Source organism: Tatumella sp. JGM118 (genome assembly GCF_018257515.1).
In the GTDB taxonomy this organism is placed as follows: Bacteria; Pseudomonadota; Gammaproteobacteria; order Enterobacterales; family Enterobacteriaceae; genus Tatumella; species Tatumella terrea.
This window is the reverse complement of sequence record NZ_JAERJR010000013.1, coordinates 12494-28413: the sequence shown is the minus strand read 5'-3', so window position 1 is coordinate 28413 and position 15920 is coordinate 12494. Positions and strand designations below refer to the sequence as shown.

Below are 15920 nucleotides of genomic sequence, written 5' to 3'. Positions count from 1 at the left end.
CACATGCCGGGCTAAGCCGGGGCTGTTTTACGGGCAGGTCAATGTCAGCGTCCCGCGTCATTACGCCGGTCATTCGCTTACAAGCCTGCAGGGACTGTTGCCGGCGCAGAGGCGGCGAATAGCATTCTTACGATGACGAGGGCATCCCATAAACGCCTGAGGCTCATTCCCCCGCCGCCGGGTTTGGTTATTACGGACTGCATTCACGGGTAACCGCTGCGGAAGGATTGTCTGGCGGGGCCGGCAATCAGTGATCAGGGCAATAAAAAACCCTCCCTGCAAAACAGGGAGGGTTGTTGTAACGAAAATCACAGTAACTGCTAAGACAGAGGCCATTCCCTCACGGCTGACAGGTACCCTCTCAATCCCGGCCCTTTGTCAGGCATCAGGCGCTGATCTTCCGGGAACCGGTATCCGGTACCAGATCCAGTTTTACCTGTGCAGGGGGTTTTACCATGATTTCCGGCAATACCAGCTGTTCCGGTGGCACAGGACGGCTGAAATAGAAGCCCTGCAGGATATTACAACCCAGCTCAGTCAGCTGACGCTGCTGTTCTTCGGTCTCAACCCCTTCGGCCACGATATTCAGATTCATGTTCTTCGCCAGTTCAATGATCATGGCTAACAAACGGGTATCCGTATGGTTATTGTTAATTTCACGCACAAATGCACGATCAATCTTCAGTTCACTGGCCGGCATACTCTGCAGATACAACAGGCTGGAATACCCGGTACCGAAATCATCGATGGACACCTGAATACCGTGTTCTTTCAGAATGGTCAGTATCCGGATAGTTTCTTTCGGTGAACGCATCGCCGTGGTTTCGGTGATCTCCAGGATCATTTTTTCCGGCGGCACATTGTTCGTGGTTAAGGCATTCAGTACCACCTGGGCCAGCATTTCCTGTTCAAACTGCAGTGCAGACAGGTTCACGGAGACGGAGAGTTCTGTATTGCCCTGGGCGTGCCAGATAGCCAGCTGACGACAGGCTTCGTTCAGAACCCATTCACCGACCTGAATGATCATGCCGCTTTTTTCGGCCACCGGCAGGAATTTATCCGGAGATAATAAACCACGCACAGGGTGCTGCCAGCGAACCAGTGCCTCATAACCGATGATCTGCCCACTTCCTGCATCGTTCTTCGGCTGATAGAACAGACGTAATTCATTGTGGTACAACGCCCGCCACAATTCATTTTTCAGCTGGACCTGACTTTTCCCCATCGGGTTCATGTCCGGACGATAAACGCTGAAGCCGTTACGGCCATTATTCTTGGTGTGATACATGGCGACATCGGCATTGAACATCATATCGCGACCTTCTGATCCGTGTGGCGGATACAGCGCAATCCCGATACTGATGGAAACCATCAGCTCATATTCAGAAATATGAAACGGCTTTTCGATCGCTTTCACCATTCGGGAGGCGATACGTTCCGCCGCATCTGCCGAGGTCGATGGCGTCAGCAACACAAATTCATCACCGCCGACACGCGCCAGCACATGGTCAGAATCAAGAATGTTTTTTAACCGTTCGGTGACCGTAATAAGCAACCGATCACCAATATGATGCCCGTAAGCATCATTAATCATCTTAAAGCCATCCAGGTCGAGGAACATCAGCGCAAATGCCGAGCCTGAGGAGGCCTCCTCAATATAATGATCCAGTTGCTCTTCCAGATAAGCGCGGTTAGGCAATAACGTCAATGGATCATGCATCGCCAGCTTATGTAATTCACGGTTAGCCTGGTGTAATTTCTTCGCCAGCCGTGTGGTTTTGATTTGCGAATCAATCATCGACACCAGCAGACTGCAGCCAAGAATGCTGAGGGTAAATAAAAATACCCAGATAGCCAGCGCCGGTGAGTTAATACCGTGTCCGTAAATATGGGACCCGGCTTTAAAATCAGCAGCATCCATACCGATATAGTGCATACCGGCAATGGCGACGCCCATCACCAGAGAGGCCTGCAGACGACGCATAACAATGCCGCTTTCACCTTTGCGCAGCTCGAACGCCAGCCACAGGGCAACCCCGGAAGCAACATAGGCAACGATAATCGATAAAATCACCAGCCCGCTATTCCAGATGATCCCCGGGTCGACCAGCAGGGCATACATTCCAAGATAGTGCATCCCGACCACACCACTGCCCAGCAGAAAAGCGCCACGGATCAGACGGCCCCAGCCAAGATGCTGATGGCTGACCACCTGCTGAAGCGCGGCTATCGATGCCACAATGACAAGCAGCAGCGAGATACCGGTGTAACCGATACTGTAGTGCATTGGCATCGGGAATTTCATGGCCAGCATGCCGATAAAGTGCATAGACCAGACACCAATGCCCATCGCGGTGCCGCCCCCCGCCAGCCAGAATCTGGCTTTCCATCCCCGGGAACTGGCAACCCGCCCTGCCGTATCCAATGCAGTGAAAGAGGCGATAAAGGCGATGAGCAGTGATATAAACACCAGCCATTTATCCCAGGATACATCGAGCATAGTGACTCCTTTTGTCACAGGTTCATAAACGAAAGTATTAACTAAAAATAGCAGTGAAAAAACAGAACAGCTATCTCCGGTACACAGGAAATACTCCCTGAGGCAGATAACATTAGGGTGTTTTTAGTTATTGAGTGGATCCGGTGCTGCTCCAAAGCAGAAAAGTACGGCAACGAACGTTGCACGCTGACGCCCTGTCAAAACGTCTGCTAATTAAACATAGTACGTCATACGATCTGACATTAACAAACCTTAATTGGCTTCAGGTGACAAAAATATCTGACTTTCCCCGCCGGGAGAATAAAAACCGGCCGCCCAGGCCTGATAAAAACGCCGCTGCGTTATCTGCGGCGGCGTTCTCATAAGCTTCATTGACCAGCCTGAGGTACCAGACCCGGTTTGATCGTCGCGCCTGCCGGCCGATCCGCCGGGTCTCAGGCGCAGAAGTGAGTTACTGCCCTTCACACCCCCTGTAATGTCACCGCTGTCTGTTTCTGCTGGTAACGTCTGGCCAGGTAACCAATACACAGTGTGCCGATCAGCCCGCAGCAGGCGGCAAAGGTCAGCCAGGCCCCGGGCATCGCTTTATCCCCGAAGGCGTGGATAAGGTAACTGGAAATCGCCGGTGTGAAACCGCCGAACAACGCCGTTGCCAGACTGTAGGCCAGAGAGAATCCGGTCGCCCTGACTTCAGGGGGCATAATTTCTGCCAGATACACCACCATTGCGCCGTTATAACTGGCATACAGGAAAGAGAGCCATAACTCGGCCTCCAGTAAATGACTGAAGGTCGGCTCCGCCACCAGCCATTTCAACACCGGCCACGCGGTACACATTGTCAGCAACGTAAAAACGATCAGTAACGGACGACGGCCCAGCCGGTCCGAAAGAGCCCCCATCACCGGCAGCCAGATCAGGTTAGATAACCCGATAAACAGCGTCACCATAAAACTCTGACGATCGCTCATCATCAGTACCGTTTTACCGAAGGTCGGAGTAAACGCCGTTATCATATAAAACATCACCGTCGTGGTCACCACCATCAGCATCCCGGCCAGGATCAGCGCCCAGTTACTGGCGACCGAACGCAGAATATCCCTGACTTCCGGGTGATGTTTACGCCGGACAAAGCTTTCGGTTTCTTCCAGCATCCGACGGATATAGAACAGAAAAGGCACGATCAGGCAGCCGACGACAAAGGGGATACGCCAGCCCCAGTCGGTGACCTGCCCTTTATCCAGCCACTGGTTCAGTAACAGTCCCAGTACGGCAGCAAAAATAACGGCTATCTGCTGACTCCCTGACTGCCAGCTGACATAAAATCCTTTGCGGCCTTTAGGGGCAATTTCAGACAAATAGACCGATACACCGCCCAGTTCCACCCCGGCAGAAAACCCCTGCAACAAACGACCGGCCAGAATAATTACCGGGGCAAGGCTGCCGAGGGTGTGATAGCCCGGGGTCAGTGCAATCGTCAGCGTCCCGATAGCCATCAGTCCCAGGGTCAGTAACAACCCTTTACGCCGGCCGTGGCGATCGATGTAAGCCCCGAGCACCATAGCCCCCAGCGGCCGCATCAGAAAACCGGCACCAAACGTCATCAGCGTCAGCATCAGTGAAGACCAGGGGTCTCCGCCAGGAAAGAATGTGCCTGCAATGGCGGTCGCATAGTAGCCAAACACCATAAAGTCATACATTTCCAGGAAATTACCGCTGGTCACCCTGAAAATCGCTTTAGCACCGCGCGTATGGCTGGCGGCAGAAGATAAGTCCGAAGCGCTCATAGCCCAATCCTTCCTGTGATTATTTTAATCGTGGCTCATGTTTACCCCGGCTATTGACGGAAATATGTGATGCTCGTTGGTTTTATGCGCGACAACGGCCAACAAATAAGTAACAAAACATCAACAAATAAACTTCAATAAAAACTGACCGCATAAAAAAAGGGCCTCTCTTTTCAGAGAAGCCCTCTTCATCATGGCATCGTCCACCCGGCGATCAGTGACCGGCAGACTCCAGCCCCATCAGCCCGACTTTCAGATAGCCCCCCGCACGTAATTGATCCATAACGCTCATCAGGGTCGCATAATCCACCTCTTTATCCGCCTGGAAAAAGATGGTGGTCTCTTTGTTACCGTTGGTGAGTGCATCAATCGACGCCATCAGCTGTCCGGCAGAGACCGCTTCATTGCCGACATACAAGGATTTATCTGCTTTGATACTCAGATAAACCGGCTTTTCAGGGCGTGGTGCAGGCTTACTGGTGGAAGCCGGCAGATTAACCTTAACATCCACCGTCGATAGCGGAGCCGCCACCATAAAAATAATCAGTAATACCAGCATGACGTCGATAAAGGGCGTCACGTTGATCTCACTCATTTCGCCATCGTTTTCCACATCTTCATTCAGACGCATTGCCATAACGATTAACTCACCCGCAGTTGTTGGGCAGAGGTACGCGCCGGAGTGCTGTTTACCGCGCCCTGATTCAGATCGAGATCACGGCTCTGCAGCAACAATACCTGCGCTGCGGTATCGCTCAGAGAGGCTTTATAACCGGCAATCATCCGGGCAAAAAAGTTGTAGATCACCACCGCCGGGATCGCAGCCACCAGACCGATCGCGGTTGCCAGGAGAGCTTCGGCAATCCCCGGAGCGACGACCGCCAGGTTCGTGGTCTGGGTTTTGGCAATCCCGATAAAGCTGTTCATAATGCCCCAGACCGTACCGAACAGCCCGATAAAGGGAGCAACAGAACCGATAGTCGCCAGAAAACCGTTACCGCGTGCGGCAAAACGACCGACAGAGGCGACCTTACGTTCCAGCCGGAAACCGGTTCGCTCTTTGATCCCTTCCGGCTCATGGCTGCCGGCAGAAAGATCGCGTTCATCCAGCGCTTCAGCAATCAGCGCACGGCTATGGCTGCTGGCCGGAAATGTCGTGGCGATATCCACTGCCTGTTGCAGCGTCCGCACCGCTTTCAGCGCTTTTTGCTCGGTTTTCAGCCGGCGTATGGCGGCACTCAGCTCAGTGAACTTACCGAAAAATATCGCCCAGGTCACCACCGATGCGAGTAACAGACCAATCATGACAATTTTTACAACAATATCAGCATGCTGATACATGCCCCAGACGGAAAGATCCGTCTGCATAAGATCATTGGCTACCACGTGTGCGACTCCATATAACCGTTTAACAACCTGCAATATACCCGATCATACCAAATCACAGCTTAATTGATAGTAGTTATCATTAGTATTTACACCCTGTATTCCCTGCCCCTTCCGGGAGGCGGCTTCCGCGTTCATACAGCTGTCATCCGCAGCCCTTATTCTCAGGCAGGAGATGATCAAGGTGAATTTTTCTCGTGATCACTGGCCGGGACACCTTTTCATGTTAACGTGTCACTCAGGGTTAGACTGGCAGAGCAGAGAGAAATGACAAACAACAGATCAGATAAAAAACTGGAAACGACATTGATCAGCGCCGGCAGAGGCAAACGCTATACCGCAGGCGCGGTAAACAGCGTCATTCAGCGGGCATCATCGCTGGTTTTTGAGACTGTTGCCGAAAAGAAACGGGCGGCGGCAGGTCGTACACAGGGAGAGCTCTTTTACGGGCGCCGCGGTACTCTGACGCATTTTGCCCTTCAGGAAGCGATGTGCGAACTGGAAAATGGCGCAGGGTGTGCGCTCTACCCTTGCGGTGCCGCTGCCGTGACCAACGCGATTCTGGCATTCGCCGAAAGCGGTGACCACGTGCTGATGTGCGGTTCGGTGTATGAACCTACCCGTGACTTCTGTAATACCATCCTGCGTAAACTGAATGTCTCCACCACCTACTTCCCTCACACCTGCGGTAGCGAGATAGAGCAGTGGATCCAGCCGAATACCCGTATCGTTTTCCTGGAATCCCCGGCCTCTGTCACCATGGAAGTTCAGGATATTCCGGCCATCGTCGCGGCAGTCCGCAGAAAAGCGCCGGACGCCATTATTATGATGGATAACACCTGGGCGGCCGGCGTGCTGTTTAATGCGCTGGATTTCGGGATTGATATCTCCATCCAGGCCGGAACCAAGTATCTGATCGGTCACTCAGACGGGATGATCGGCACGGCCGTGGCAAATGAACGCTGTTATCCGACCCTGCGTGAAAATTCTTATCTGATGGGCCAGATGGTGGATGCAGATACGGCCTATATGACCTCACGGGGTCTGCGTACCCTGTCCGTCCGCCTGCGCCAGCATGAAGAAAGCAGCCTGAAAGTCGCCGAATGGCTGGCAGGCCGTGAAGAGGTCTGGCGTGTCAATCACCCGGCCTTAGCGCAATCCCCCGGACACCGCTTCTGGAAACGCGATTTCACCGGCAGCAGCGGGCTGTTCTCTTTTGTCTTACGGGAACAGCTCTCTCACGCCGCCCTGGCCGACTTCCTGGATAACTTCCGCCATTTCAGCATGGCCTATTCATGGGGAGGCTTCGAGTCGCTGATCCTGGCGAATCAGCCGAAAGAGATTGCGGCCATCCGTCCGCAGGGCGAGGCAGCGCTGCCAGGCACGCTGGTACGCCTGCATATCGGACTGGAAAACGTCGATGACCTGATTGCCGACCTGACGGCAGGCTTTGAGCGTCTGGCCCGTCATCCGGGGTAACCCCTTAAACATACGCGGGTGAACCGGCGTCGACTGCCCTGCGGGGCAGTTATAGCGTCCCCCGCAGCCATGATTTTATAACGAGATAACTGATGAGTGCTTTAAATGAGGTCGTCCGGGCTCTCTGGCATCAGGATTTTGCCGTTCTGGCAAATCCTCAGATGGCCGGGATTGTCTATGCGGTCATGTTTACCCTGCTGTTTCTGGAAAACGGCTTATTGCCTGCAGCTTTTCTGCCGGGCGACAGCTTACTGCTGCTGGCTGGCGCACTGATTGCCAGGGGCGTGATGCACTTTATTCCTGCACTGGTGATCCTCACCACTGCGGCCAGCCTGGGGTGCTGGATCGGGTATCTGCAGGGTCGATGGCTTGGGAATTACCCGCTGGTACAGGGCTGGCTGAAGCATCTGCCGGCCCGCTATCATCAGCGGGCAGAGCAGATGTTTATCCGGCATGGGCTGGCTGCACTGCTGATTGGCCGCTTTCTGGCCTTTGTCCGGACACTGTTACCTGCCATGGCAGGCATTTCCGGGCTGAGTAACACCCGCTTTCAGCTCTTCAACTGGCTGAGTGGCCTGCTGTGGGTCGCGATCCTGGTCACTCTCGGTTACGGGATCAGTCATGTCCCCTTTATCCGGCGACATGAAGACCAGGTGATGACAGCACTGATGTTAATCCCGTTACTGCTGCTGGTCAGCGGCTTTATCGGAACGCTGATGCTGGTGTGGAAAAAACGTCGCCACAACGCCGGATAACCCCGCAAACCGGCCTTTTTCGCCCGGGCCGGTGCACTCCTCCCTCCCGTCCGGTCTACCCGGAATATTCGGTTTTTCCGCTGTTCTGCCGGTGTCCCCCGGTAAAAACGAATATTCCGGTCTACACTCAACTCCGTGCCACCGTACTCATGAACCCGCAAAATACCACGGAGGAGAACCCAATGTCCGGACAACCCATTGTCAGACTGAATGATGATCGTCTTATGCCTCAACTGGGGTTAGGCGTCTGGCAGGCCAGCATTGAACAGACGCGCGATGCCGTTATCCATGCCCTGAACACCGGATACCGTTCTGTCGATACCGCGGCGATCTATCAGAATGAAGAAGGTGTCGGTCAGGCTCTGCAGGAGAGTGACCTGCCGCGGGAAGATCTTTTTATTACCACCAAACTGTGGAATTCCGATCAATTACAGGCCCGCGAGGCACTGGAAACCAGCCTGCAGAAGCTGCAGCTGTCCTATGTGGACCTCTATCTTATCCACTGGCCCTGCCCGCAGAATGGCAATTTTGTCGATGCCTGGAGACAACTGATTGAGTTACAGAAACAAGGGCTGACCCGCAGTATCGGTGTCTGTAATTTTCAGCAGCCTCACCTGGAACAGCTGATCCGTGAAACCGGGGTTACTCCGGCGATTAACCAGATTGAGCTTCACCCTCTGTTTCAGCAGCGTCCGCTGCATGCCTGGAATGATTTGCATCATATCCGTACAGAATCCTGGAGCCCGCTGGCTCAGGGCGGTAAAGGGGTCTTTGACCAGCCTCTGATCCTGCGCCTGGCTCAGAAGTACGGAAAAAGCCCGGCGCAGATTGTGATCCGCTGGCATATCGATAGCGGGCTGGTCGTGATCCCTAAATCGGTGACGCCGAAACGGATCGATGAGAACTTTGACGTCTTTGATTTCAGTCTGGATAAGAGCGAGCTGAGCGAGCTGGCGGCGCTGGATGAAGGGAAACGTCTGGGGCCGGAACCGGAAAGTTTTAATAAAGCCTGACCGGCTGACCGGCGGTGAGTCCGCCGGTCCTGCCCGGGCGCGTCAGGATCAGTTAATCGCCTGCTGAACCAGCAGCTGCCCCGCCACACCGCGGTCTGCCAGTTCAAGATTCTGACTGTAATAGACAAACGGAAAATGCTCCGAGGCGCTGTGCGGGAAAGTCACCAATAACTCCACCGTACCGTCCACCCAGACCGTATCTTTCCAGCCCCTGTCTTCTGCCATCGGCGGTGCACCGTTTACACTGCTAATCAAAAACACCGCGCCCTGAATATGAAAAGGCTGCGGGTGCTCCGCCTGCACTGTCCAGCGCTCGGTAGTCCCCTGACTGACGACGGTATCAATACGCATCATATCCCAGGCGCTACCGTTGATACCGGGCGGTGAGTCATCCAGCCGGATCTGCCGGCTGCCGGTCACATTGCTTTGCTGGGCCGGGCCGTTCAGTTGTGTCGGTAAACCATCGGTGACCAGCGGCAGTAAACCGGTCGGACGCAGCGTCAGTACCAGCGTCGAGGTCAGGATCGAGGATGGCTGGAAAATCCCTTTGATACGTTCAACAAAGGTCGCCGCCGTCCCCGCCGTGATAGAAACATCGTTACCCTGTGAGAGATCGACCAGCACTTCCCGGCGTTCCCCCGGGGCCAGCGCCAGCTGCTGTACCGTGACCGGTGCAGACAGGAAGCCCTGATCGCCGGCAATCACGGTGAAAGGACGATTATCACTGAGTTGCAGCTGATAACGCCGGGCATTCGACGCATTCAGCAGACGTAATCTGACCCAGCCACGCGAGACATTCACATAAGGTTTCTGTACCCCGTTAACCAGCAGAATATCGCCGTAGAAGCCCTCTTTCGCGTTACTGTCGTACTCCGGTGAACCGAAGTTATCCAACCGTTTGTCCTGAATGATCAGCGGAAAATCATCAACGCCATAATGTTTGGGTAACGCCAGAGATTTGCTGTTGTCATCTTCAATCAGCCACATACCGGCCAGGCCGTTGTACACATGCGGAGCCATACGATGGGGTGTATCGGCATGATACCAGCAGGTGGCGGCAGGCTGGCGTACCGGCAGTACCGGAGCCCAGTCTACGTTGGGTGAGATCTGCCGGGGGGCTCCGCCATTCAGGGCGCCGGGCACCTGTAACCCGCTGACGGTCATAGAAACCGGCTCCTGCAAGCGATTACTGTAAATCAGCTTCACATCATCGCCATTTCTGACCCGTACGGTCGGCCCCAGATAACGGCCATTGAATCCCCAGACCGGCGCTTTATTACCGCCGCTAAAGGCCCAGTGACTGGACTGAAGCGTAAGAAACAGTGGCTGTCCGCGCCGGGATTCCAGTAGAGGCGGTACCGGTAACGGATTCTCTCCGCTTTCTGCGGCCTGTGCGACCTGCGGCAGCAATGTCGTACCGGCGGCAGCGGCGGCGGATAACTGAAGGAACTGACGTCTGCTAAAAGACATAATACTTCTGACCTTATACTGATAACGCCAGCGGCGTTATACCACGACAAACGACACACATATTTCTGAACGCTTCAGCCAGCTGTCAGGTTATTCAGGTTTTTCCTGACTGCGACGGGCAATCTCTGCATTCAGCTCTTCCAGTCTGGTTGCCATAAGTTCACGGCAATGGGTCGCCAGTTTCCTGGCAGACTGACCTTCAAACTGTTTGATATCTACCGGTGGCAGCATCTCCACAATCACCAGACCATTATTCCAGCGATTGAGTTTAATTTTATTATGGGTATCTGAAACAACAATAGGGATCACCGGAACGCCGGCGGCAATAGCGGCATGAAATGCCCCGGTTTTAAACGGCAGCAAACCACGGCCACGGCTACGGGTTCCTTCCGGGAACATCCAGAACGAGATCTCTTTTTTCTTAAACTGTTCAACCAGGTCACTGATAGTGTCGTGGGCTTTATTTTTATTATCACGGTCGATCAGCAAATTACCGGTCAGCCAGTAAAGCGGTCCGAAAAAAGGGATCCACACCAGACTTTTTTTGCCAATGGTGACGGTGGGCGACTGGACCATATTGGCCGCAGTGATCATGTCATAATTATTCTGGTGATTAGCAATATAGATAGCGTTCCCGATCTTGTCAGCCCCTTCCGGTTTCCGGGACTCTATCCGCACACCGAAAATATTGTGCAGCCAGCCAAAGGCATGAGCAAAAGTCGCGACGTGGCGAGGATTACGGGGAGAGAAGCAACACCACAGGCATCCTCCGACACAGACGATGACCGAGTAAATAAAAACGAAAAGGGCGCGCAGAACTAACAGCATAACAACCTCGTAATAGTGGCCGACCCCGCAGCATCCTGAAGGCAGGCCTGAATATCACAGCTCTGGCCGTCGGTCAGTGCTGTGGTTACCCTGATATACTTTTTCAGCCGGCAAGTATAACGTTTTTTTTCAGGTTCGCAGAATCTGCCGGCAGAAATATCAATCGGTTAATTCTCAGAAGACTCACTGTCGGCATCACCCTCTGCGCCTTCCCGTGACGGCGCATCGACTTCCACCCGATCAATACGCTGTAATCCGCGAGGCAGCAAGGTACCGCGGCGTCCGCGTTCAGTTCTGAATTTTTGCAGATCCTCTTCACGCAGTGTCAGTTTGCGTTTTCCGACATATAACGTCACTACACTGCCCGGCGGCAGCAGGAGTAACCAGGCAAGATTATCTTTCCCTTCGGCCGCTTCGGCCGCCGGAATAGAGATAATTTTATTGCCCTTTCCTTTGGATAACGCGGGCAGATCAGTGACCGGGAACATCAGCATCCGGCCCGCAGAAGAGATCGCCAGCAGCATGTCGTCATCATGATGTACCGCCAGCGGTGCCATTACTTTGCCATTGGCCGGCAGTGACAGTAAGGCTTTACCGGCACGGTTACGCGACTGCAGGTCACTGAAATTACAGATAAAGCCATAGCCGGCATCCGAGGCCATCAGCAAGCGCTGATCGTCCGCCTCCATCAGCACATGTTCCATGGTCGCCCCTGGCGGCAGTGTCAGCTTGCCGGTCAGTGGTTCTCCCTGGCCTCGTGCCGAAGGTAAGGTGTTCGGATCAAGGGTATAGCTTCGTCCACTGGAATCGATAAAGGAGACAGGGAGATTACTCTTCCCGCGGGCGGAAGCCAGATAACTGTCTCCGGATTTATAATTCAGCCCGGCCGGATCGATATCATGGCCTTTCGCACTTCTGACCCACCCCATCCGCGAAAGAACGATCGTCACCGGCTCGGAAGGCACCAGTTCCGTTTCACTGATCGCTTTCGCTTCTGAACGTTCACACAGCGGAGAGCGGCGGTCATCACCATAGGTTTTACTGTCGGCCTGTAGCTCTTTTTTCAGGAGTGTGTTCATCTTCCGTTCTGACGCCAGTAAAGCCTGGAGCTCATCACGCTCTTTCTCCAGCTCATCCTGCTCACCACGGATTTTGATCTCTTCGAGTTTCGCCAGGTGACGTAACTTCAACTCGAGTATCGCTTCTGCCTGAATATCATTGAGTTCAAAACGCGACATCAGTACCGGTTTCGGGGCATCTTCTGTACGAATAATATCGATCACTTCGTCGATATTCAGGAAGGCGACCAGCAAACCGGCCAGGATATTTAACCGGCGCAGAATTTTATCCAACCGGAAGTTCAGACGCTTACGCACCGTTTCACGGCGATAAACCAGCCATTCGCTCAGAATTTCCCGCAGATCTTTTACCGCCGGCCGGTTGTCCAGGCCGATCATGTTCAGGTTGATGCGGTAACTTTTTTCGAGATCCGTGGTGGCGAACAGATGATTCATCACCTGCTCTGCATCGACACGGTTAGAACGCGGCACAACCACCAGCCGGGTCGGATTTTCATGATCAGACTCATCACGCAGATCCTCCACCATCGGCAGCTTCTTATTACGCATCTGGGTCGCAATCTGTTCCAGGACCCTGGCCCCGGAGACCTGATGCGGCAGTGCAGAAATGACGATTTCGCCATCTTCTTTTTTCCAGACCGCCCGTTGCCGGACACTGCCGCGTCCGCTGGCATAGATTTTTCGGATCTCGCTGCGCGGAGTGATGATTTCGGCATCCGTCGGGAAATCCGGGCCCTGCACGATATCCAGCAGCTCATCCAGTGTAGTCGAGGGGCGTTCGATCAGTGCAATGGCCGCATTGGCGACTTCCCGCAGGTTATGTGGCGGAATATCGGTGGCCATCCCCACCGCGATACCGGTCGTCCCGTTCAGCAGGATATTCGGTAACCGGGCGGGCAGCATTTTCGGTTCTTCCAGCGTACCGTCAAAGTTAGGCACATAGTCGACCGTGCCCTGCCCCAGTTCACTGAGCAGGATTTCCGCATATTTCGATAACCGTGATTCGGTATAACGCATTGCGGCAAAGGACTTAGGATCATCCGGTGCCCCCCAGTTCCCCTGGCCATCCACCAGCGGATAACGGTAGGAAAAGGGCTGAGCCATCAGGACCATCGCTTCATAACAGGCACTGTCGCCATGCGGATGATATTTACCTAACACATCCCCGACTGTACGCGCTGATTTTTTAAATTTGGCACTGGCATTCAACCCCAGCTCAGACATTGCATAGATGATACGCCGCTGAACCGGCTTCAGTCCGTCACCGATATAGGGCAGCGCCCTGTCCATGATGACGTACATGGAATAGTTCAGGTATGCGTTTTCCGTAAATTTATGCAATGCGAGACGTTCAGTGCCGTCCCGGGTCATGTCGCTCATCTTAATCAATCCTCACTTCGCGGCCAGCCAGACACCAGTCTTTGGCGGTTATCTGGCGGGGATAGTACATTATTCACCGGGCTTAGTCACAGGGACTAACAGGAGGCAGCACCGGAAGGTTTTTCACACCGACCGCTGAGCGGCGGAAAACGCCGTGACTGCCCCGTCAGCAGACTCTCTTTGTGCCCCCGGCCTGAGCATAAGGATCGGTTTATTACGATACCCTTTCCGCCATTGATTTTCGGCCGGACCGGCGGAGGTCATCATTATAGCCGCTGTCCCGCCGCTATACTCAGACCGGTAACCCGTTTCGGGATCAATCCCGTGGCGGTCAGGGGGGACATCGCGGTTATCTCTGCCGGAAGGGGGACGATAAGCATCTCCTGCCGGCAAAGCCTTCTCTCGCGGATGCACAAGGTCAGCTTACGGGCTGAAAGTTACCTGACCAGGCCATCGGTCAGGGATGACGGCGAGCTGCGGTCGAAGGATCGCAGGTATGCCGCAGGATTATTGCACCAGCGGCAAAATTCTTGTGCGGTATGTCGGGTTTTTTTCCTCACTCACAGACACCATAATGATTCACAGAGACCATAATGCGTAAAAATACTTAATGAGGAAACACGTATGAGTCAGATCCTGATCATTGATGGAGGCACCACTTTCGGTCACTCCGCCGGACGATTAAATCACACCCTGAGTGAAGAAGGAGCAGCAGAGCTTCGTCGTCTTGGTCATCAGGTCTCCGTCACACGAATCGATCAGGGCTACGAGATCGAGGCAGAAATCGATAAATTCGTTAGCCATGATGTGGTTATTTTCCAGATGCCAGGCTGGTGGATGGGTGAACCCTGGACCGTTAAAAAATATATCGACGAAGTCTTTACCTATGGTCATGGCCGTCTGTATGCCAGTGACGGGCGCAGCCGCGAAGACAGCAGCAAAAAATACGGTTCCGGTGGACTGCTGCAGGGTAAAAAATACATGTTATCTCTGACATGGAATGCCCCGCTGGAGGCCTTCACCGATCCGCAGCAATTCTTTGAAGGTGTCGGGGTCGATGGCGTATACCTGCATTCCCATAAAGCCTGTCAGTTCCTGGGGATGAGTCCGTTACCGACCTTTATCTGTAACGATGTCATTAAAGACCCGCAAGTACCGCTGTATATCTCGCAATACCAGCAGCACTTACAGACAGTATTTAACTGACTGACGGTGAGGCGTTCACTAACAGACCGTGCTGATGTACGGTCTGTTGCAGATAATCAAGAAAACAGCGAACCCGCACGGCCAGAGAGGCATTGCGGTAATACACCGCATGTACCGGAAGATGCATAGGATGCAGAACGTTTTCCAGTACCGGAACCAGCAGCCCCTGACGTAGCGCAGAGGCAGAAGCAAAGTCCGAGAGCCGGGCTATCCCTTGTCCGGCAATCGCCAGCTGCAAAATGGTTTCTCCGCTCGAGGCCCGTAAGGTCGGCGTCACCTGCAAAAGTTCATTCTGCGCAGTCAGTAACGGCCAGTGATTGTGCACGGCCGGCTGGGTAAACCCCAGTGTGCGGTGCTGACTAAGCTGGTCACTGTGCCGCGGCATACCATAGCGGCGAAGATAGTCCGGACTGGCAAATAACCGTAACGGGCTGTACCCCAGTAACCGGGCATGGATCCCCGAATCCGGTAATACGCCCATCCGGATAGCGATATCCGTTTGCTGCTCCAGCAGATCTATGGGTAAATCGTCCGTGGCCAGTTCAGGTTCAATCTGCGGATATTTTTCCATAAATCCGCCAATAAACGGCACAATGACATGCTGCATAAACGAAGGTGCGGTGTTGATGCGTAATCTCCCCGCAGGGGTTTCCCGGCGGATCGCCAGTTCGTCTTCGGCAGATTCCATGGCAGACACGATTTCACGGGCCCGCTGCAGAAATAAGGTCCCTTCCGGTGTCAGCGCCATTCTGCGGGTCGTACGTAACATCAGGGCGGTTTCGAGCTTACGCTCCAGGCGGCTCAGTGTTCTGCTAACTGTCGACGAAGTCATATCCAGCTGTGCGGCGGCGGCCGTGATAGAGCCACTGTCCACGACAGCTATCCAGATGCGCATATCCTCAAGAGTCACTTTCATTCATTGTTTCCCGGCAGGTTCCCGCCATACCTCAGGCCGGAGTGACCTGGCAGGCTGTCATTATTACTTATCGTGCCGAGTTTGCCATCAGCAGGCCCACGGTGACCAGAGAGCCCGCACAATA

General features: G+C 53.9%; 12 protein-coding genes. 4 read left to right on the top strand and 8 right to left on the bottom strand.

Annotated elements, in window-relative coordinates; all coding sequences use genetic code 11:
- Positions 1-385: 385 nt before the first annotated feature.
- From JK223_RS12170 to exbB, 4 genes are all read right to left on the bottom strand, one after another.
- On the bottom strand, positions 386-2500 hold the full coding sequence (locus JK223_RS12170; protein ID WP_212714450.1) for a bifunctional diguanylate cyclase/phosphodiesterase: 2115 nt from the start codon (positions 2498-2500) through the stop codon (positions 386-388).
- 461 nt (positions 2501-2961) lie between these two features.
- Positions 2962-4284, bottom strand: coding sequence for an MFS transporter (locus JK223_RS12165; protein ID WP_212714449.1), 1323 nt, complete (start codon positions 4282-4284; stop codon positions 2962-2964).
- Positions 4285-4498: 214 nt separating this feature from the next.
- Positions 4499-4921, bottom strand: coding sequence for a TonB system transport protein ExbD (exbD, locus tag JK223_RS12160; protein WP_212714448.1), 423 nt, complete (start codon positions 4919-4921; stop codon positions 4499-4501).
- 5 nt (positions 4922-4926) lie between these two features.
- Entirely contained in the window at positions 4927-5652 is a 726-nt protein-coding gene (gene exbB / locus JK223_RS12155; RefSeq protein WP_212714501.1) for a tol-pal system-associated acyl-CoA thioesterase, read from the bottom strand.
- A gap of 285 nt (positions 5653-5937) precedes the next feature.
- Here exbB and metC point away from each other — a divergent pair, with 285 nt between their 5' ends.
- The 3 genes from metC to dkgA all read left to right on the top strand — a co-directional run bounded on the left by metC (position 5938) and on the right by dkgA (position 8917).
- Positions 5938-7149 carry a cystathionine beta-lyase gene (gene metC, locus JK223_RS12150; RefSeq protein WP_212714447.1) on the top strand — a complete coding sequence of 404 codons (1212 nt, stop codon included), beginning with the start codon at positions 5938-5940 and terminating at the stop codon, positions 7147-7149.
- Positions 7150-7241: 92 nt separating this feature from the next.
- Positions 7242-7904: a DedA family protein gene (locus tag JK223_RS12145; protein WP_212714446.1), complete on the top strand. Its 663-nt coding sequence runs from the start codon at positions 7242-7244 to the stop codon at positions 7902-7904.
- Positions 7905-8086: 182 nt separating this feature from the next.
- Entirely contained in the window at positions 8087-8917 is an 831-nt protein-coding gene (gene dkgA, locus JK223_RS12140) for a 2,5-didehydrogluconate reductase DkgA (protein ID WP_212714445.1), read from the top strand.
- 48 nt (positions 8918-8965) lie between these two features.
- On the opposite strand, the gene ftsP is transcribed toward dkgA, so the two are convergent.
- From ftsP to parC, 3 genes are all read right to left on the bottom strand, one after another.
- On the bottom strand, positions 8966-10387 hold the full coding sequence (gene ftsP / locus JK223_RS12135; protein ID WP_212714444.1) for a cell division protein FtsP: 1422 nt from the start codon (positions 10385-10387) through the stop codon (positions 8966-8968).
- Between the two features lie 90 nt (positions 10388-10477).
- Positions 10478-11215 carry a 1-acylglycerol-3-phosphate O-acyltransferase gene (locus JK223_RS12130; protein WP_212714443.1) on the bottom strand — a complete coding sequence of 246 codons (738 nt, stop codon included), beginning with the start codon at positions 11213-11215 and terminating at the stop codon, positions 10478-10480.
- Positions 11216-11382: 167 nt separating this feature from the next.
- Positions 11383-13674 carry a DNA topoisomerase IV subunit A gene (gene parC / locus JK223_RS12125; protein WP_212714442.1) on the bottom strand — a complete coding sequence of 764 codons (2292 nt, stop codon included), beginning with the start codon at positions 13672-13674 and terminating at the stop codon, positions 11383-11385.
- A gap of 624 nt (positions 13675-14298) precedes the next feature.
- Here parC and JK223_RS12120 point away from each other — a divergent pair.
- Positions 14299-14880: an NAD(P)H-dependent oxidoreductase gene (locus tag JK223_RS12120; RefSeq protein WP_212714441.1), complete on the top strand. Its 582-nt coding sequence runs from the start codon at positions 14299-14301 to the stop codon at positions 14878-14880.
- Here JK223_RS12120 and JK223_RS12115 read toward each other — a convergent pair.
- The gene (locus JK223_RS12115; protein ID WP_212714440.1) at positions 14873-15796 is read right to left on the bottom strand and encodes a LysR family transcriptional regulator; all 924 of its coding nucleotides are present in this window, start codon (positions 15794-15796) and stop codon (positions 14873-14875) included. The two genes, JK223_RS12120 and JK223_RS12115, sit on opposite strands and share 8 nt — an antisense overlap.
- Positions 15797-15920 lie beyond the last annotated feature (124 nt).

What these genes read in the sequence shown, in the direction of transcription:
- JK223_RS12170 (WP_212714450.1), bottom strand. Translation starts at nt 2,500, where the DNA reads ATGCTCGATGTATCCTGGGATAAATGGCTGGTGTTTATATCACTGCTC.
- JK223_RS12165 (WP_212714449.1), bottom strand. Translation starts at nt 4,284, where the DNA reads ATGAGCGCTTCGGACTTATCTTCTGCCGCCAGCCATACGCGCGGTGCT.
- exbD (WP_212714448.1), bottom strand. Translation starts at nt 4,921, where the DNA reads ATGGCAATGCGTCTGAATGAAGATGTGGAAAACGATGGCGAAATGAGT.
- exbB (WP_212714501.1), bottom strand. Translation starts at nt 5,652, where the DNA reads ATGCAGACGGATCTTTCCGTCTGGGGCATGTATCAGCATGCTGATATT.
- metC (WP_212714447.1), top strand. Translation starts at nt 5,938, where the DNA reads ATGACAAACAACAGATCAGATAAAAAACTGGAAACGACATTGATCAGC.
- JK223_RS12145 (WP_212714446.1), top strand. Translation starts at nt 7,242, where the DNA reads ATGAGTGCTTTAAATGAGGTCGTCCGGGCTCTCTGGCATCAGGATTTT.
- dkgA (WP_212714445.1), top strand. Translation starts at nt 8,087, where the DNA reads ATGTCCGGACAACCCATTGTCAGACTGAATGATGATCGTCTTATGCCT.
- ftsP (WP_212714444.1), bottom strand. Translation starts at nt 10,387, where the DNA reads ATGTCTTTTAGCAGACGTCAGTTCCTTCAGTTATCCGCCGCCGCTGCC.
- JK223_RS12130 (WP_212714443.1), bottom strand. Translation starts at nt 11,215, where the DNA reads ATGCTGTTAGTTCTGCGCGCCCTTTTCGTTTTTATTTACTCGGTCATC.
- parC (WP_212714442.1), bottom strand. Translation starts at nt 13,674, where the DNA reads ATGAGCGACATGACCCGGGACGGCACTGAACGTCTCGCATTGCATAAA.
- JK223_RS12120 (WP_212714441.1), top strand. Translation starts at nt 14,299, where the DNA reads ATGAGTCAGATCCTGATCATTGATGGAGGCACCACTTTCGGTCACTCC.
- JK223_RS12115 (WP_212714440.1), bottom strand. Translation starts at nt 15,796, where the DNA reads ATGAAAGTGACTCTTGAGGATATGCGCATCTGGATAGCTGTCGTGGAC.